Raw genomic sequence first — 18,924 nt, 5'->3', positions numbered from 1 at the left:
CTCTTACAGTCCGCATACATGTTTCTCTGTCATCTTACCAAGCAGATAAGAAACAGCTTCTTCTGTATCCAGTGTGATTTTCTCTCCAGCACCTTTTCTTACTTTGTCGGATGCTTTTGCGATCTTTGTCGGAGAACCTGCAAGACCCATGTTTCCGTCTTCCAGAGTCTTCAGATCTGCTCTACCCATTGTAGCGATCTCTGCTTCGCATGCATCGAAGATTCCGCCCGGAGTCATGTATCTCGGGTCGTTCAGCTCTGCTAAGCATGTGATCAGGCAAGGCATCTGAGCTTTTACTACATGATATCTGTCGTCATACTGACGCTGAACTTTTACAGCATCTCCTTCGATCTCGATCTTACGAGCATAAGAGATAACCGGGATATCAAGGTGCTCAGAAATCTGAGGACCAACCTGAGCTGTATCACCATCGATAGCCTGACGGCCTGTGATGATCAGATCGTAATCGCCCATCTCACGAATTGCTGCTGCAATTGTAGAAGATGTAGCCCATGTATCAGCACCGCCGAGGCATCTGTCAGTTACAAGAACTGCATTGTCAGCGCCCATAGCTAATGCTTCGCGTAATGTATCGCCAGCTTTCGGAAGTCCCATTGTTAAAACAGTAACTTCTGCGCCGTACTGATCTTTTAATCTTAAAGCAGCCTCAAGACCTGCTTTATCATCTGGGTTCATGATTGTGAGCATTGCTGCTCTGTCAAGAGTTCCGTCCGGATTGAACTTAACTCCACCTGCTGTATCAGGTACCTGTTTAATACAAACAATAATCTTCACGATTGTTTTCCTCCTTACTTAAGTAATGCACCAGAAATAACCATACGCTGAACTTCGCTAGTTCCTTCGTAGATCTCTGTGATCTTAGCATCACGCATCATACGCTCAACATCGTACTCTCTGATGTAACCATAACCACCATGTAACTGTACGCATTTTGTTGTAACTTCCATTGCAACTTCTGCAGCGTAAAGTTTTGCCATAGCAGCTTCTACAGAATAAGAAACTTTAGCACCAGCCTGGTACTCGTCTTTCTTTAATGCAGCTCTGTATACCATTAACTGAGCAGCTTTTACTTTTGTAGCCATATCTGCTAACTGGAACTGTGTGTTCTGGAACTGAGCGATGCTTCTGCCGAACTGTTTTCTCTCTTTTACGTATGCGATTGTTGTCTCTAATGCACCCTCTGCAAGACCAAGTGCCTGTGCAGCGATACCGATACGTCCGCCATCCAGTGTATGCATAGCGATGTTGAAACCTTTACCCTGTTTTCCAAGAAGGTTCTCTTTCGGGATACGGCAATCTGTGAAGATTAACTCATATGTGGATGAACCACGGATACCCATTTTTTTCTCTTTTACACCAAAAGTAAATCCTGGAGTTCCTTTTTCAACGATGAAAGCAGAGATCTCTTTCATTGTTCTGCCACGTTTTTCAACTTTGCCTGTTACAGCAATTACGATATATACGTCAGCTTCTTTACCGTTTGTGATGAAGCATTTAGATCCGTTAAGAACCCACTCATCTCCGTCTAAAACAGCCTTTGTCTGCTGTCCCTGAGCGTCTGTACCTGCCATCGGCTCTGTTAAACCGAAAGCACCGAGTTTTTTACCGGAAGCAAGGTCCGGAACATATTTAGCTTTCTGCTCTGGTGTACCAAATGTAAGAATCGGGTCTACACACAGAGATGTATGTGCAGATACGATAACACCTGTAGTACCGCAAACTTTTGATAACTCCTCTACGCACATAGCGTATGTAAGGATGTCACAACCCTGTCCACCGAGTTCCTTCGGTACCGGGATTCCAAGGAAGCCATATTTAGCCATTTTGTCAACGGTAGCTCTTGGGAATTTTTCAGTTTCGTCAACTTCCTGAGCAAGTGGTTTTACTTCGTTCTCAGCGAATTCTTTGAAAAGGCTTCTTGCCATTTCATGTTTCTTACTTAATCCGAAATCCATTTTTTACTTTTCCTCCATTTTTAGTGAAGCACAGTCAAAACTCCAAAAGGCACCAAAGACATGTGTAGCAAAATGCACATGTCTGGCACCACTCTCCGATGTAATAATCGGAAATTGTTATTCCGACCGTTAACTTCTTATATATCTTATAAGGATTATACCCCTTATAATTCGAGAGTATTTATTCTATTCTTACTTGCTGTAATCGTAGAAACCTACGCCTGTCTTGCAGCCAAGTTTACCTGCACGTACCATTTTTCTAAGCAATGGAGCCGGACGATATTTAGGATCGCCTGTCTCAGAATAGATTACTTCCATGATAGCAAGGCAGATATCAAGACCAATGTAATCACCTAACTGTAAAGGTCCCATTGGGTGGTTAGCACCTAATTTCATTGCTGCATCGATATCTTCTACGCTTGCAACACCTGCTTCTAATACGCAGATACCTTCGTTGATCATCGGAACAAGGATTCTGTTTACTACGAAACCAGCTGCCTCGTTAACCTGTACCGGTGTTTTGCCGATCTCTTTGGAAATCTCAACGATTTTGTCTCTTAACTCATCCGGAGTATTTGCTCCCTGAATTACCTCGATCAGTTTCATTACAGGTGCCGGATTGAAGAAGTGCATTCCGATTACCGGTCTGTCAAGACCTGCACCGATCTCTGTAATAGATAATGAAGATGTGTTTGTTGCAAAAATACACTCAGCCGGAACGATCTCCTGAAGCTCTTTGAATGTCTGTTTTTTGATTGCCATATCTTCTAATGCTGCTTCAACTACTAAATCAGCATCTGTACAAATGTCTTTTGTACCTGTGGTAATTTTAGCAAGGATTGCATCAGCTTTGTCCTGATCCATTTTGCCTTTTGCGATTCTTTTCTCGAATCCTTTTGCGATTTTGTTCTTGCCGTTTGCAGCAAATTCATCATTGATATCGCATAAATATACTTCATAGCCTTCTGTCTGTGCAAAAGCCTGTGCGATACCAGATCCCATTGTTCCTGCTCCAATAATACCAACTTTCATGATATGTCCTCCTTATAATGAAATTATATACTAATATGAAACATTCCGACTGCCATACCCAAACAATCCTGTCCATAGATTAGTCATCACATATCTAAATTATTATATTTTTTGCTTCCATAGCAAATGTGTTAAATAACTAACGATGTCAGCTATTAAAATATCTCCGACATTTTCGCATGTCGCAATCATGCCGGAGATTCGTCCGGATTTTAAATATCCTTCTAATTTAATTTTTGAAAATTAAGCTTCTTTTTTAACGATTGTAGCACAACCCATTCCACCGCCGATACACAGTGTAGCAAGTCCGTATGTAACGTCTCTCTTCTGCATAGCGTGAAGCAGTGTAACAAGGATACGGCATCCTGAAGCTCCTACCGGATGTCCAAGTGCGATAGCACCACCGTTTACGTTTAAGATGTCAGAGCTGAAGCCTAACTCTTTCTGTACTGCTACAGACTGAGCTGCAAATGCCTCATTTGCCTCGATCAAATCCATGTCATCAATTGTAAGACCAGCGATCTTTAATGCTTTCTTTGTAGCCGGAACAGGTCCGATACCCATGATCTCCGGAGCGCATCCGCCAAGAGCACCTGCTACGAATGTAGCCATCGGTTTAACACCAAGCTCTTTTGCTTTCTCTTCGCTCATTACAACGATTGCTGCAGCACCATCGTTGATACCGGAAGCGTTACCTGCTGTAACAAGTCCGCCCTCTTTACCGGAGCAGCATTTTAATTTTGCAAGAGTCTCTTTTGTTGTGCCAGGACGTGGTCCCTCATCTTTTGTGATCATAACAGTCTCTTTTTTAACTTTAACCGGAACCGGAACGATCTCATCGTCGAATGCTCCAGACTCCTGAGCTGCTACTGCTTTCTGCTGGGAAACTGCTGCGAACTCATCAAGTTCTTCACGTGTTAATCCCCACTGATCACAAATGTTCTCAGCTGTGATCATCATATGGTAGTTATTGAATGCATCCCATAATGCATCGTTAACCATTGTATCAATCATAGTTGCATTGTTCATTCTGTAACCGAAACGTGCTTTCTTTAATGCATATGGAGCCATAGACATGTTCTCCATACCACCAGCTACAACGATATCAGCCTGACCAGCCATAATCATGTTTGCAGCCTCGTTTACACATTTCAGACCGGATCCGCATACTACGTTCAGTGTGAAAGCCGGAACCTCATTCGGGATACCTGCTTTGATAGATGCCTGACGAGCAACGTTCTGTCCCTGGGAAGCCTGGATAACGCATCCCATCATAACCTCGTCAACCTGCTCCGGAGCAACACCTGCTCTTTTTAATGCCTCTCTGATAACGATGGATCCTAACTCAACAGCCGGAGTATTTCCAAACTGTCCGCCCATTTTACCAATTGCAGTACGGCAAGCGCCTGCTAATACAACTTTCTTTGCCATTTTTTCTTCTCTCCTTCTTGACTTTTAAAATATACCTCTAGTAATTATGTTAAAAGAACAACGCTAGACATGCTATATTTTAGCACTATCATTTGTTTTTTGCAACGCTTCCTCCGTCATTTTTCCTAAATTTTCGAAGGAATTTTCGTTTACTTTTGTCATTTTTTTAACACAGTCGAAAGGGTGAAAAGTCATCGTAAGTCTGTTATTTTTTTAACAGAATTCTCCAAAAAAATAAGGATTCGCACACCTGAACCGGGTTTAGATATCCTTTTTTTCTTTTTCGATGGTTCCTCGCTCTTTTTGCTAAGGCTTTGAAAAATCTTACAAGTTAACTTTAACACACGTACGCGTACAATGCAATACCCACAATCAGGTAATTAAATTTCTTCCCAGTCCCTACATTACCACAAAGTTAGTGAAAAATCCACCCTTTTTGTGAAACTTTGATATTTTTTTAACAAATCTTGTTTTGGGTGGTTTAAAATTTACTGCTTAAGTTTTTTATAAAGAACTCCTGCCATTTTTTCTCAAGGAGCGATTGCTAGCGACTGAGACAAAATGGCAGGAGTTCCTATTCATACCTAACGTGGTAATTTTCAAGCCACCCTAAATTTAATTTTTAAAGATTTTTCACGGTCGCGATGTCGATCATCGTCATCTGATCATTTGCTGTCTCAAGACTGAGTGCCAGCGCATTTGCCGTATCCATAGATGTCAGGCAGTGAACACCTGTCTCAATGGCATTTCGACGAATGAGGAATCCGTCTCTGGATTTATCACGTCCCTGTGTCGGTGTATCGATAACAAGATCGATCTTGTGACCAAGGATCAGATCCATAACGTTTGGTGATTCCTGAGAAATCTTATTAACACGACGTGCATTTACACCATGATCCTGCAGATATTTTGCAGTACTTCTTGTAGCATAAATAGTGTAACCAAGTGCTTCGAAACGTTTTGCAACACCGACTGCCTCCGGTTTGTCCGCATCCTTGACTGTCATGATCATCTGTTTGTACTTCGGAAGCTGAATGCCAGCGCCGATAAATGCTTTGTACAATGCTTCGTTGAAGTTCTTTGCGATACCAAGGCACTCACCGGTGGATTTCATTTCCGGTCCAAGGCTGATCTCAGCTCCACGCAGTTTCTCGAAGGAGAATACTGGCATCTTGATGGCAATGTAATCTGCCTCCGGTGCCAGTCCCGGCTCATAACCCATGCCTTTGATGGTCTCACCAAGGATTACTTTTGTTGCCAGATCTACGATCGGGATACCTGTTACTTTACTGATATATGGTACGGTTCTGGAAGAACGCGGGTTCACTTCGATGACATATACTTCCTCGTTCATGGCGATGAACTGAATGTTGATCAGTCCTACGACATGAAGTGCTCTTGCCAGACGTTTTGTATACTCTACGATGGTCTCTTTTACATGATCGCTGATGGTCGGTGCCGGATATACGGAAATACTGTCTCCTGAATGTACACCAGTACGCTCGATATGCTCCATGATACCCGGGATCAGGATATCTGTGCCGTCGCATACCGCATCAACCTCAATCTCTTTACCCATCAGGTATTTATCGATCAGAATCGGGTGATCCTGTGCGATCTGGTTGATGGTATCGATAAATTCTACGATCTCATCATCATTGAATGCAATGTGCATGCCCTGTCCGCCAAGTACATAGGACGGACGAACCAGTACCGGATAACCGATGCGATTTGCTGCTGCTTTTGCTTCCTGAGCGGTGTATACGGTATCACCTGCTGCTCTCGGAATACCTGTCTGCTCCAGAATCTCATCAAAGAGCTCACGGTCCTCAGCTGCATCAACGTCTTCTGCTTTTGTACCAAGGATCGGCACGCCCATCTTCATCAGGCTCTCTGTCAGTTTGATGGCTGTCTGTCCACCGAACTGTACAACTGCTCCATCCGGTTTTTCGATGTTTACGACGTTCTCTACATCTTCCGGTGTCAGCGGCTCGAAATACAGTTTGTCAGCAATATCAAAGTCAGTGGAAACTGTCTCTGGGTTGTTGTTGATAATGATTGTCTCATATCCGGCTTTTGCGAAGGACCATGTACAATGTACGGAGCAGAAGTCGAACTCGATACCCTGTCCGATACGGATCGGACCGGAACCAAGTACCAGAACTTTTTTCTTCTTTGCTGTTCCGTCTGCTTCATTTTCACCATCAAAGCAGGAATAGTAATATGGTGTTGTTGCCTCAAACTCTGCGGCACAGGTATCAACCATCTTGAAGGAAGCTGTGATGCCGTTTTCGTAACGCATGTTTTTGATGTATTCTTCATCTTTTCCGGTTAACTGAGCGATGACTTTATCCGGGAACTCGATACGTTTTGCTTCGCGGAGCAGATCAACAGTCAGTGCCTCGCTGCGCAGACGACCTTCCATCTCAACCAAAATTGCGATTTTATCAATAAACCATTTGTCGATCTTTGTGATGTCATGGATCGTATCATAAGAAACTCCACGACGGCATGCCTCAGCGATGACCCAGATTCTTCTGTCATCTACCACTTTCAGACGCTCGATCAGTTTATCATAGGAAAGTGATACATACTCATCTGTAACAAGGCTGTCTACATGCTGCTCCAGGGAACGGATGGCTTTCATCAGCGCGCCCTCGAAGTTTGTGCAGATACTCATAACCTCACCAGTTGCTTTCATCTGTGTGGTCAGAGTACGTTTTGCAGTGATAAATTTATCAAACGGCAGACGCGGGATTTTTACAACACAGTAATCCAGCATCGGCTCGAAACTTGCGTAAGTTTTTCCTGTAATGGCATTTTTGATCTCATCCAGTGTGTAACCAAGTGCGATCTTTGCAGCAACTTTTGCGATCGGATATCCGGTTGCTTTGGAAGCCAGTGCAGAAGAACGGCTTACTCGCGGGTTTACCTCGATAACGCAGTACTCAAAGGAATCCGGATTTAACGCATACTGTACGTTACAACCACCAGTGATATTCAGCTCGCTGATGATATTTAACGCAGATGTACGCAGCATCTGGTACTCTTTGTCGCCCAGTGTCTGGGACGGTGCTACTACGATGGAGTCACCGGTATGAACACCAACCGGGTCGATATTCTCCATATTACATACTGTGATGCAGTTTCCGTTAGCATCACGCATTACTTCGTACTCAATCTCTTTCCATCCGGCGATGCAGCGTTCAACCAGAACTTCTCCGACACGGCTCAGACGCAGACCGTTGGTCAGGATCTCAACCAGCTCTTCTTCGTTGTGGGCGATACCGCCGCCGCTTCCGCCTAAGGTAAAGGCCGGACGCAGTACAACCGGGTAACCGATGGTATTTGTAAATTTGATACCATCTTCCACTGTATTTACAACCAGGGAAGCCGCACACGGCTCACCGATTTTTTCCATAGTATCTTTGAAAGCCTGACGATCCTCCGCACGGAAAATTGTCTCAGCTGTGGTACCGATCAGTTTTACACCGTTTTCCTCTAAAAATCCGGATTCTGCCAGCTCCATACCAAGGTTCAAACCTGCCTGTCCACCCAGAGTCGGAAGTACGCTGTCCGGTTTTTCTTTTAAAATAATCTGTTTTAACACATCGACAGTCAGCGGCTCAATGTATACCTGATCTGCGATCTGTTTATCTGTCATGATGGTTGCCGGGTTGGAGTTTACCAGACAAACTTCAATGCCTTCCTCTTTCAGGGAACGGCATGCCTGTGTACCCGCATAATCAAACTCAGCTGCCTGTCCGATAATAATCGGACCGGAACCGATTACTAATACTTTTTTGATATCTGATCTCTTTGGCATTATTTCTGTCCTCCCATCATTTCAATAAACTTGTCAAACAGGTATCCGGAATCCTGTGGTCCAGGGCATGCTTCCGGATGGAACTGTACGGTAAAAATATTCTTTCCTGTATACTTGAGTCCCTCGTTGGTTCCGTCGTTTACATTTGTAAATGCAGGAACTGCAACTGCCGGGTCAAGACTTTCTGCATCAACCGCGTATCCATGGTTCTGGGATGAAATGTATACACGACCTGTTTCCAGATCTTTTACCGGATGATTGCCGCCTCTGTGTCCATATTTCAATTTGTAGGTATCTGCGCCGGTAGCTAATGCCATCAACTGATGTCCTAAGCAGATCGCAAAAATCGGTACTTCAGAATCGTAAAGTTTTTTCACTTCTTTGATGATATCTGTGCAGGCTTTCGGGTCTCCAGGGCCGTTAGAAAGCATGATTCCGTCCGGGTTGGAAGCAAGGATTTCCTCGGCTGTTGTGTGTGCCGGGTAGATCGTAACTTCGCAGCCACGTTTGTGCAGGGACTGTGCAATGTTGTTCTTTGCACCGAAGTCCAGCAGTGCTACTTTATAGCCGTCTGCTTTCAGCACTTCTTTCTCACTGCAGGTCACCTTGTCTACCACGTTTCCTGTATTGTATACATGAAGCTGAGGCAGAATTTCATCAAGTTTGTAATTTTCATCAGTGGTGATCATGCCGTTCATGGTTCCTTTTTCACGCAGGATCTTTGTCAGTGCTCGCGTATCAATTCCTGCGATTCCAGGGATGTCATGCTCTTTCAGGAAATCCTGAATGGTTCCCTGGCAGCGGAAGTTGCTCGGAATTCTGGATAACTCTCTTACGATGTATCCGTCCGGCCATGGCTGTTTGGACTCCATGTCCGGTGTAATTCCATAATTTCCAATCAGCGGATAAGTCATTACGACTGCCTGTCCCGCATAGGATGGGTCTGTCAAAACCTCCAGATAACCAGTCATGGAAGTATTGAAGACGATCTCACTGATCACGCTCTTTGTCGAACCAATGCTTGTTCCGGTAAATACTGTACCGTCTTCCAGAATCAGAAATGCTTTCATTTATTCGCCCGTCCTTTCTCTTTTTTACAATATACACTTTTAATATACAACATTTTAACATGTATTTCCTGGCTTGTTGCAAAAAAAAAGAGGGAATTTTCTCTTTTCTTGTATGTTTATACATCATTCATGCATAATATTCATTTTTCTGCCATATATACAAATTGTAGGTATTCTATCACAGTTTTTCCTGCATTTCAATACTAACTTTTCAGATACATTCATAATACTTTCTAATCATATTAATCAGACATGATTATTTCATACTGACTTCCACACTATAACTTTACTCTTATTCAAAAGTATCCAAATGGAAATCTTCTACTAAATCTCTTTCTTATCATACGCTTTAAAACAGTATGCATTTTCTTTTATAATCAACAACGGCAAGACCCGACTTTATTGCCAGGTCTTGCCGTCACTTAATTACTCAATTATTGTTTTTCCACCCATGTATGGCTGTAATGCTTTCGGAATATTTACAGTTCCGTCTGCATTTAAGTTGTTCTCTAAGAATGCGATCAACATTCTTGGCGGAGCAACTACGGTATTATTTAATGTATGAGCCAGATATTTCTTGCCATCTTTTCCTTTGACACGGATCTTCAGACGTCTTGCCTGAGCGTCACCAAGGTTAGAGCAGCTTCCTACCTCAAAATATTTCTTCTGACGTGGAGACCATGCCTCTACATCAACGGATTTTACTTTCAGGTCAGCAAGGTCACCGGAACAGCACTCTAAGGTACGAACCGGGATATCAAGGCTGCGGAACAGGTCTACGGTGTTCTGCCATAATTTCTCATACCACATCATAGAATCTTCCGGTTTGCAGACAACGATCATTTCCTGTTTTTCAAACTGGTGGATACGGTATACACCTCTCTCCTCGATACCATGAGCACCTTTCTCTTTACGGAAGCACGGAGAATAGCTGGTCAGAGTCTTCGGCAGCTGATCCTCATCGATCATAGTATCGATAAAGCTTCCGATCATGGAATGCTCGGAAGTACCGATCAGATACAGGTCTTCGCCTTCGATCTTGTACATCATGGCATCCATCTCGTCAAAACTCATAACGCCGGTAACAACGTTGCTTCTGATCATGTATGGCGGGATGCAGTATGTGAAACCGCGGTCGATCATAAAGTCACGGGCATAAGCCAGAACTGCGGAGTGCAGACGGGCAATGTCACCTTTCAGATAATAAAAACCGTTTCCGGCTACTTTTCTTGCACTGTCAAGGTCGATACCATCAAATTTTTCCATGATTTCTGTATGATATGGGATCTCGAAATCCGGAACAACCGGCTCACCAAAACGCTCAACTTCTACGTTCTCGCTATCATCTTTTCCAATCGGGACAGACGGATCAATGATGTTCGGAATGGTCATCATGATCTTTTTGATCTTCTCCTGAAGCTCGCCTTCCTGTGCCTCAAGCTCTGTCAGACGCTCTGCATCTTTGGCAACCTGCTCTTTTAATGCCATAGCTTCTTCTTTTTTGCCCTGCCCCATCAGTGCACCAATCTGTTTGGAGACACGGTTTCTGTTGGCACGCAGATCGTCAGCTTCCTGCTGAACGGCTCTGGATGATGCATCTAATTCGATTACTTCGTCAACCAGACCAAGTTTGTGATCCTGAAATTTATTTTTGATATTCTGTTTTACAATATCCGGGTTTTCTCTTAAAAACTTAATGTCAATCATAGCTTCCTCCTGAGGAAATTTTATTCTTTCAAAAGTATACACTGATTTTTGCCAATATTCAAGCCTATTCTCTTCTTAAAGCATCAATCGGCTTCAGATTTGCTGCCTTATAAGATGGCAATAATCCGAAAATAATTCCAATTCCCATGGAGAATGCTACCGCAATGATCGCCGCCGGCACACTGATCACTACCGGCATCTCACTGACTTTTGAAATGACCTCCGCCAATATGATACCCGCAACCACACCGATAATACCGCCAAGACTGGTCAGTACGGCTGCCTCCGTCAGAAACTGTCCAAGAATATGACCTTTCTTTGCTCCGATTGCTTTTTTCAGACCGATTTCCTGCGTACGCTCTGTCACGGATACCAGCATGATATTCATAACACCGATACCGCCAACTAACAGAGAAATTCCTGCGATCCAGATCAGCATCCGGTTTGTGGACTGGCTCAGTTCCTGAATATCCTGTGCCTGTTTCAACAGATCCTGTCCTTTGTACTGAATAGTAGTGTCAGGAACTGCGAGGTTTGCATTCAGAATATCAGCTACTGCCTGACCTGCTGATGACATGGAATCTGTATCCGTTGCCCGCAAAACGACGCTCTGCGGTTCATCATACTGAAATACGATCGGCCAGGTTGTAGACGGAATAAACACTCTGCCGCTGCTGTCCTGCATATAAGTATAGTAATCATCCATAGAGTTAATCACCGGTTCAAAGCCATCTTTTTTGTCTGCAATTCCGATAACGATGTACGGCTCCCCGGATATTTCGATGGTTTTTCCAATAGCATCTTCTCCCTGAAACAGAGAGGAGGCACAATCCTGATCCAAAATTGCTACTTTTCTGTATTTTGCATAGTCGTTGCCGTCAAATCCACGACCTTCTTTTACCGCATAACTGCAGGTATCCAGATAGTTCTGGTCGATTCCCATGACATAACCGCCGGAAAGAGAGGTATTTCCATAGCATACGGTATCGTAACCCTGACGGCTGGTATAACGGGAAGCGTCCTCCACGCCATCTGCTGCCAGAATCTGCTGCATTGTATCATCACTGATCACAGGAACGCCGTCCGGGATTCCATTGTAATCCATCTCATACGTCCATTCATCCTGATAAAGCTGAACGGTAACTGTGTTATTTCCGGCTCCCACCAAATTCTGCTTGATCTGCTCATTTGTTCCCTGAATTGTGGAAACAATCGCAATAATCGCACCAATACCGATAATAATACCAAGCATCGTCAGAAAGGAACGCATTTTATGTGACCAAATGCCCTGAAAGGACAGTCTAATATTTTCTAACATTTCACGCACCTCCCCTTAATACTCTGCCCCATCTGAATCCACTACGCGAATACCTTCTTTTGCAGTCTTTCCATATGGAAATGCAATGCGGTCATCCTCTGTCAGTCCGGATTTAATTTCAATGGTATCACCGTAAATGATTTTTCCTGTTTTTACATACTGTTTTACCAAACGGTCATTTTCATCGGCCTTTAATACATAAGACTTTCCATTTTCAGAACGCACATAGCCTTTGAAAATATAAATTGACGCACCATCTTCCTCATCGGATACCGTCATGTTAAGATCCACATACTCTCCATTTCGAAGTCCTGTGGAATCCTCAATATACGCAACAAATGGATAGTAAGACACGTTATTGTTGCCGCCCCCGTAAGAAGATACATCTGTAGACGGATAATTTTTGATTTCTGTAATTTCTGCCTCACAGCTTGTTCCGCTCTCCCAGGAAGAAACGCTGACGGTCTGCCCCGGTTTTACTTTATCCAGCAGAAGTTCACTGATTCCACCGGTCACGTACAGTCCTTCAGAACCTGCGATTTCCATAAACGGTGTTCCATCGGTTGGAAGATTATCTTTATCCTGTAGATTTTTTACAGTTCCGGTTACATTTGCATAGATAATGCCATCGCTGCTCTGTGCTTTCAGTTTTTCTACGTCCAGCTCTGCTTTTCGCTTATCCAGATCCAGATCTTTAATCTTCTTTTCCTGTTCTGAAATCATACCATTCAGTTCACTCTGGGTATAACCACCCTGATCAATGGCATCCGCTCCGGTATCATCCACAGTATCTGTGTCTGACACATCCGTATCCTCCGTCAGCTGTGTACGATCTGCCACAGACCAGCGGGTATCTGCATCCGGCACCACGATCTGAGAACCATCCACTTCCCATTCTGACAAAAGTTCTCCGGATACACTGTTATTTTCATGGATTTCAAATACCACATGAAGTCCGGCTTCCGATAACTGACTGAAAAAACTGCCTGTCACATAAGCATCTTCCGTACACAGATAACGATATGGATTCTCTGCACTTCCGTCTGCTTCATTCTGATTGTAAGGCACCGCTGTCCACAAAATATAATTGTAGGCATCCCCGCTCATTTCCGGAACATCCGGTGTCGAAGGCTTCGGTGTCACAGGTTCTGACGGTTCCACATACGGTTTTGTATTTTTCAACTTCTTTAATTCATTCTGTGCAAGTGTGATCTGATTTTTCAGATTTTCCACTTCCAGCTCTTTGCCCTGCAGATTCAGGGTTGCAACTGTCGTATCCAGTGCCAACAGTTTGTCACCTTTCTGAACCTGCTGCCCTTCTTCTACATAAACTTCTTTGATCCCATCATCTTTTGAGACCTCAACGGTCTGGGAATAATCATTTGTCACCAGACCAGAACTGTTGACTTCATCTCCCCAGTAACTATTGTTCAGATCTGCTACCGACTGCACTTCTGCCGTCATTTTAGAACGCTGTACATAAATGCCTCCGCCGATTCCTCCGGCTGCCACAGCGGCAACAATGGCGATCACAAGAACACGTTTCATGACCTTTTTATTTTTCATTCTGCCGCCTCCTCTATCTCACCATCAATAATACGGATCACACGTTTTGCATAAGACGCAATCTTGGCATCATGCGTGATCATAACAATTGTTACACCTTCTTCATTCAACCGGTCAAACAGTTCCATGATCTGCTTTCCGGATTTAGAATCCAACGCACCCGTCGGTTCATCTGCCAGCAGAATCTTCGGATTATTTACCATTGCACGGGCAATTGCCACACGCTGTTTTTGTCCACCGGAAAGCTGTGTCGGTTTGAAATCCACACGATCTGCCAGTCCCACACGCTCCAGTGCCGCTGCTGCACGTTTTTCCCGGTCTGCTTTTTTCACACCTGCATAGATCAATGGAAGTGCCACATTTTCAAGTGCACTCTCCCGGGGCAGCAGATGAAAACTCTGAAATACGAATCCGATACTGTTCAGTCTCACATCTGCCAGCTCCCTGTCTTTGCAAGCCAGCACATCCTGTCCGGAGAGTTCATAACTTCCGCTGGTTGGCAAATCCAGACACCCGATAATATTCATCAATGTGGTTTTTCCGGAACCGGATGGTCCCATGATTGCCACATATTCGCCTTCTTCCACGGAAAGGCTGACGTCTTTTAATACCGGAACTACCAGCTTCTCCTGCTGATAATCCTTATAAATATGACTGAGATTTAAAAGCATAGATCCACCCCCTATTCTGCTGCCGGAGTGTCTGTACTTCCTGTGTCAGCACCTGAATCTCCATCTTCCGTCCCGTCTACCACCGGTTTCATATCATTTTCATCTACCATACCTGTGTCAATATTTTCATCCATATTATAGGAATCTGTCATACTACTGTCTTCCGGGGTTTCATCGGACAAATCCTGCTGATAACCTTCATCCGTATCACTGGAAAGGTCTCCATCATCCGGGTATTCTTCCACCATTCCTTCATCTACATTTGTAGTTGTCTTTAATCCCTCACGGAATCCGGATACCGGCCATGCAATCATATCATCCAGTGCCAAACCGGATTTGATCTCATACATATCCATACCTTCGTCATATTCACCAAGTTCTACCGTACGTTTCTCCAGTTTGCCTTTTCCATTATCTGCCCATACATACGGGGTATCTTCATCCTGTACAATATAGCCGCTGTAAATCCAGATACCATCCTTTGTCTCTGTCTGTCCCTCATCCAGCTCCACATACAGATGCTGACCTAACATCAGTCCATCTGCAGAATCCAGTTTTACATAAAACGGATATTTGGTAGACTGATTATCAGAATTCGATCCAGTAGAAGACATGACCCCATTATTGTTATCTGACTCCTTATTTTCTGTATCAATTTTTTCAATCGTTCCACTCCATGTTTTTGTATCATCTACTCTGGAACGAAGAATCACTGCTTGACCTTCGGACAGATTGTGAACATTTGTCTCATTCACGGTACCTTTTACACGATAATCACCAGTTGTCAAAATTGACATAAACGGCTGTGTATTGCCATACTGGTCAGAAGCGCCATTTTCATTGATGGATTTTACCACACCGTTGATCTTGCTGGTTACGGTAGACTGTGACATGGTATCTTCCATTTTCTGAATCTCTAACTTTTTACTCTGCTGCTCATATTCAGACTGCTTGATGGATGTCTGCAGGCTCTGGATCTGTACCGTATAATTAAACTGTTCATCCTTGGATGCTGCATTTTTCTCTGCGGTAAGTGTCTTGATCTGATTGTTGTAATCGGTGATCTGATTTCCGATACTTTCAAGTTCCAGTTTTGCCTGTGCAATCTGCAGGCTCAGATCATCAGTCTTGTACTCAAATAATGGGGTTCCTTCCTGCACTTCATCTCCGACTGCTACAAAAATCTGTTTTACGGTCTGATCCGAACTCAGTGTGATATTCCAGGTATCCTGTGATTCCACCACACCCATATACCGATTCTGGCTTCCGGCGTTGACTGCACCTGTCATGGACTGTACCGACTCAACATAAGCTGCATCTCCACCACTCTTACTGTTTCCAAGCCGGTCTTTCAGGAAAAAACCAACGGCTACTGCTGCGACAGCTGCAACGATGACAACTGCCAAAATGATTTTTTTCTTTTTGCTCATATCGCGCTCCTCCTATATTCAGTAAATCCGTATCGTCTCATAATTATCCTTTCCACTGCCGACTGCACCGTGCAATGGAAACGAAAACTCACTCAAACAGACAAAAAAATGGCTACAGATTTCCTTTCTGTAACCATTTTATCATGCCGTATTTTTTAATACTATTAAGATACCCTTAATTTTTAACTTTTTGCAATCCCTGTATCTAAGCCATTTCTTGAAAAATCTGTTACTAACATGTTACTAATACGATACCTATTTTTCTGTCAGATATGGGAAAAGTTCTATGCTTCGTTTCAAGATTCCTTTCATCTGTGCGATCGCAATTCCATAATTCGTAAACGGTACATTCTGATCCACCGCACACTTCATGCGGTATTTCACTTCACGCTCGTTGAGCATACATCCACCACAATGGATCACCAGCGCATACGGTGTCAGATCCTCCGGGAATTCCGTTCCGGAACTTGTCTCAATGATGAGCTCTTTTCCGGTGTGCTGCTTTAACCAGCGCGGAATCTTCACGGTTCCGATGTCGTCACACTGGCGATGATGCGTACATCCTTCAGAAATCAGGATTTTATCTCCATCTTTCAGATTTTCAATAGCTCCCACGCCTTTCACCGCTGTATCAAGATATCCTTTATAACGTGCCATTAATATAGAAAAAGAAGTCAGCGGAATCTCCTGTGGCACTTCTGCGGATACCTGCTCAAATGCCTGACTGTCCGTGATTACCATTGCCGGTTGTTTGCCAAGCTGCTCTAATGTCTGTTTTAATTCTGTCTCTTTCACCACGATTGCTGCTGCATTTGCTTCCAGAACATCACGGATTGTCTGCTGCTGTGGCAGAATCAGACGTCCTTTCGGTGCTGCGGAATCAATTGGAACAACAAGGACTGCAAAATCTCCCGGATTCAGCAGATCTCCGACGATTTTCAGAGTCATGTCTTCATTTGGTGTCAGTTTTCCAATACATTCTTTTAATTCATAGATGCCGTAGCCGGTGAGGGCACTGACATACAATTTCTGCCCGGATACAATAACTGCATTTTTCTCTGCTTTCCCAGAATCAGATACATTTTTCTCTGTCTGATCCGATGTCCCAGATGCGTTTTCTTTTTCCGTTTTTAATGTTTCCTGATCAGATACATTTTCTTTCGTTTCATCTGCTTCTATTCTCTTTGGACAGACTTCTGATTTTTTTACCAAACTATCTGACAGTAAATCTGCTTTGTTATTTACAATAATATATGGAATCTCTTTTTCCTTAAAAATATGGATCAGTTCTTCATCGCACTGCTTTTTCCCTTCTGTGGCATCTATCACAAGCACCGCAATATCTGTTTTATTCAATACTTGTTTTGTCTTTCTGACACGCAACGCCCCCAATGCCCCTTCATCATCAAAGCCAGGTGTGTCAATGATCATTACAGGTCCGATTGGCAGAAGCTCCATTGATTTATAAACCGGATCGGTAGTCGTTCCTTTTGTATCTGATACTACTGCCAGTTCCTGCCCCGTTACCGCGTTTACCACGCTGGATTTGCCTGCATTTCTTCGTCCAAAAAAGCCAATATGTACACGATTGGCACTTGGTGTACTATTTAATCCCATTTTTATACTCTCCTCCACTTCCTGCAAAAAAACTTGTTGCGAATGTGTTTATTGTAACACCAGCATTTTCTTCTTACAACAAAAATAAAGTAGATTTGTGCTGAGGAACCAAACCACCTCTCACACATACACTAAAAAAGAGAATGTAACGACATTTTGGAGGTTATTTTGAAAAAAATTGTAAAAAAAGGAATTGCCGTATTCACCTGCACCGCTATGGCTGCAACAATGCTGCTGGCAGGCTGCGGTCAGAACACCACTCCGGATGAAACCGACACCAGTTCTGTAAATACCGAAAACGCTGATACATCTGATAAAAAAGATGAAGCACCTGCATTACAGAAAGTGACCTTGAACGAAGTAGCACATTCCATTTTTTATGCACCAATGTATGTAGCAATAGAGCAAGGTTACTTTAACGATGCGGGTATTGATCTTGATCTGGTGACTGGCTTTGGTGCCGACAAAGTTATGACAGCTGTGCTTTCCGGTGAAGCAGACATTGGTTTTATGGGACCGGAAACTACCGTCTATACAGCAAATGAAGGCAGCAAAGATCCAGTAGTAAACTTTGCACAGCTGACACAAAGAGCTGGTAATTTTCTGGTAGCCAGGGAAGAAATCACCGATTTTGAATGGGCAGATCTGATTGGAAAAGATGTGCTTGGTGGTAGAGCCGGTGGCATGCCGGAAATGGTATTTGAATATATTCTAAAACAGAATAGCATTGACCCATCTGAAGTAAACATTGACCAGAGCATTGATTTTGGTTCTACCGGAGCAGCTTTTACCGGCGGTCAGGGTGAATACACGGTAGAATTTGAACCGGGTGCAACCTTACTTGAACAGGAAAATGCCGGTTATGTAGTGGCATCCCTTGGTGTGGATTCCGGCTACGTACCGTACACCGCATTCAGTGCAAAAACAAGTTATATGGAGAAACACCCAGATGTGATCCAGGCATTTACAGATGCATTACAGAAAGGCATGGAATATGTCAATACGCATACACCGGAAGAAATTGCTTCCGTCATTCAGCCACAGTTCTCTGAGACAGATACCGACACCATTACCACAATTATCCGTCGATATCAGGAGCAGGATACATGGAAAACCGACCTTGTATTTTCCGAAGATAGTTTCGAACTGTTACTGGATATTCTGGAAAGCGCCGGACAGTTGGAAAAACGCCCGGATTACAAAGATGTTGTTACCACAGAATACGCAGAAAAAGCATTACAGTAAGAAGCGGGGGGCATACACTCCCCCCAATCACATAA

Annotated in this window: 13 protein-coding genes; 1 reads left to right on the top strand and 12 read right to left on the bottom strand. The window is 43.6% G+C overall.

Features of this window, described 5'->3' with window-relative positions:
- Positions 1 to 3: 3 nt before the first annotated feature.
- The 12 genes from DXB15_RS09535 to hydF all read right to left on the bottom strand — a co-directional run bounded on the left by DXB15_RS09535 (position 4) and on the right by hydF (position 17,644).
- A complete protein-coding gene (locus DXB15_RS09535) occupies positions 4 to 795 on the bottom strand; it encodes an electron transfer flavoprotein subunit beta/FixA family protein (protein ID WP_109215347.1) in 792 nt (263 codons plus the stop codon).
- A 14-nt stretch (positions 796 to 809) separates the two neighbouring features.
- Positions 810 to 1,976 carry an acyl-CoA dehydrogenase gene (locus DXB15_RS09530; protein WP_109215348.1) on the bottom strand — a complete coding sequence of 389 codons (1,167 nt, stop codon included), beginning with the start codon at positions 1,974 to 1,976 and terminating at the stop codon, positions 810 to 812.
- 192 nt (positions 1,977 to 2,168) lie between these two features.
- Entirely contained in the window at positions 2,169 to 3,008 is an 840-nt protein-coding gene (locus DXB15_RS09525) for a 3-hydroxyacyl-CoA dehydrogenase family protein (RefSeq protein ID WP_109215349.1), read from the bottom strand.
- A 243-nt stretch (positions 3,009 to 3,251) separates the two neighbouring features.
- Complete coding sequence (locus DXB15_RS09520) at positions 3,252 to 4,439, bottom strand: acetyl-CoA C-acetyltransferase (RefSeq protein ID WP_109215350.1); 1,188 nt, start codon at positions 4,437 to 4,439, stop codon at positions 3,252 to 3,254.
- 622 nt (positions 4,440 to 5,061) lie between these two features.
- Positions 5,062 to 8,265 (bottom strand): carbamoyl-phosphate synthase large subunit, encoded by a 3,204-nt coding sequence (carB, locus tag DXB15_RS09515; protein WP_118702808.1) that lies wholly within the window; start codon positions 8,263 to 8,265, stop codon positions 5,062 to 5,064.
- Complete coding sequence (locus DXB15_RS09510) at positions 8,265 to 9,335, bottom strand: carbamoyl phosphate synthase small subunit (protein WP_109215352.1); 1,071 nt, start codon at positions 9,333 to 9,335, stop codon at positions 8,265 to 8,267. Before DXB15_RS09510 ends, carB begins: the two co-directional genes overlap by 1 nt.
- Positions 9,336 to 9,761: 426 nt before the next feature.
- The gene (serS, locus tag DXB15_RS09505; protein ID WP_109215353.1) at positions 9,762 to 11,042 is read right to left on the bottom strand and encodes a serine--tRNA ligase; all 1,281 of its coding nucleotides are present in this window, start codon (positions 11,040 to 11,042) and stop codon (positions 9,762 to 9,764) included.
- A 64-nt stretch (positions 11,043 to 11,106) separates the two neighbouring features.
- The gene (locus tag DXB15_RS09500; RefSeq protein ID WP_118702807.1) at positions 11,107 to 12,360 is read right to left on the bottom strand and encodes an ABC transporter permease; all 1,254 of its coding nucleotides are present in this window, start codon (positions 12,358 to 12,360) and stop codon (positions 11,107 to 11,109) included.
- Positions 12,361 to 12,375: 15 nt separating this feature from the next.
- Positions 12,376 to 13,926, bottom strand: a complete 1,551-nt coding sequence (locus tag DXB15_RS09495) for a biotin/lipoyl-binding protein (RefSeq protein WP_109215355.1) — start codon at positions 13,924 to 13,926, stop codon at positions 12,376 to 12,378.
- Positions 13,923 to 14,597, bottom strand: coding sequence for an ABC transporter ATP-binding protein (locus DXB15_RS09490; RefSeq protein ID WP_109215356.1), 675 nt, complete (start codon positions 14,595 to 14,597; stop codon positions 13,923 to 13,925). The genes DXB15_RS09495 and DXB15_RS09490 overlap by 4 nt, the downstream gene beginning before the upstream one ends.
- 11 nt (positions 14,598 to 14,608) lie before the next feature.
- Positions 14,609 to 16,027 carry an efflux RND transporter periplasmic adaptor subunit gene (locus DXB15_RS09485; protein ID WP_109215357.1) on the bottom strand — a complete coding sequence of 473 codons (1,419 nt, stop codon included), beginning with the start codon at positions 16,025 to 16,027 and terminating at the stop codon, positions 14,609 to 14,611.
- 255 nt (positions 16,028 to 16,282) lie between these two features.
- Positions 16,283 to 17,644: a [FeFe] hydrogenase H-cluster maturation GTPase HydF gene (gene hydF / locus DXB15_RS09480; protein WP_118702806.1), complete on the bottom strand. Its 1,362-nt coding sequence runs from the start codon at positions 17,642 to 17,644 to the stop codon at positions 16,283 to 16,285.
- Positions 17,645 to 17,821: 177 nt separating this feature from the next.
- Here hydF and DXB15_RS09475 point away from each other — a divergent pair, with 177 nt between their 5' ends.
- Positions 17,822 to 18,889, top strand: a complete 1,068-nt coding sequence (locus tag DXB15_RS09475; RefSeq protein ID WP_334294931.1) for an ABC transporter substrate-binding protein — start codon at positions 17,822 to 17,824, stop codon at positions 18,887 to 18,889.
- Positions 18,890 to 18,924: the final 35 nt, after the last annotated feature.

The organism is Roseburia sp. OM02-15 (assembly GCF_003481835.1).
Lineage (GTDB): Bacteria > Bacillota > Clostridia > Lachnospirales > Lachnospiraceae > Eubacterium_I > Eubacterium_I ramulus_A.
This window is presented reverse-complemented; position numbering and strand designations above follow the sequence as displayed.

Bases quoted from the DNA above. Each gene is read 5' to 3' on its own strand.
- DXB15_RS09530 (WP_109215348.1), bottom strand. From the start codon at position 1,976: ATGGATTTCGGATTAAGTAAGAAACATGAAATGGCAAGAAGCCTTTTC.
- DXB15_RS09525 (WP_109215349.1), bottom strand. From the start codon at position 3,008: ATGAAAGTTGGTATTATTGGAGCAGGAACAATGGGATCTGGTATCGCA.
- DXB15_RS09520 (WP_109215350.1), bottom strand. From the start codon at position 4,439: ATGGCAAAGAAAGTTGTATTAGCAGGCGCTTGCCGTACTGCAATTGGT.
- carB (WP_118702808.1), bottom strand. From the start codon at position 8,265: ATGCCAAAGAGATCAGATATCAAAAAAGTATTAGTAATCGGTTCCGGT.
- DXB15_RS09510 (WP_109215352.1), bottom strand. From the start codon at position 9,335: ATGAAAGCATTTCTGATTCTGGAAGACGGTACAGTATTTACCGGAACA.
- serS (WP_109215353.1), bottom strand. From the start codon at position 11,042: ATGATTGACATTAAGTTTTTAAGAGAAAACCCGGATATTGTAAAACAG.
- DXB15_RS09500 (WP_118702807.1), bottom strand. From the start codon at position 12,360: ATGTTAGAAAATATTAGACTGTCCTTTCAGGGCATTTGGTCACATAAA.
- DXB15_RS09495 (WP_109215355.1), bottom strand. From the start codon at position 13,926: ATGAAAAATAAAAAGGTCATGAAACGTGTTCTTGTGATCGCCATTGTT.
- DXB15_RS09490 (WP_109215356.1), bottom strand. From the start codon at position 14,597: ATGCTTTTAAATCTCAGTCATATTTATAAGGATTATCAGCAGGAGAAG.
- DXB15_RS09485 (WP_109215357.1), bottom strand. From the start codon at position 16,027: ATGAGCAAAAAGAAAAAAATCATTTTGGCAGTTGTCATCGTTGCAGCT.
- hydF (WP_118702806.1), bottom strand. From the start codon at position 17,644: ATGGGATTAAATAGTACACCAAGTGCCAATCGTGTACATATTGGCTTT.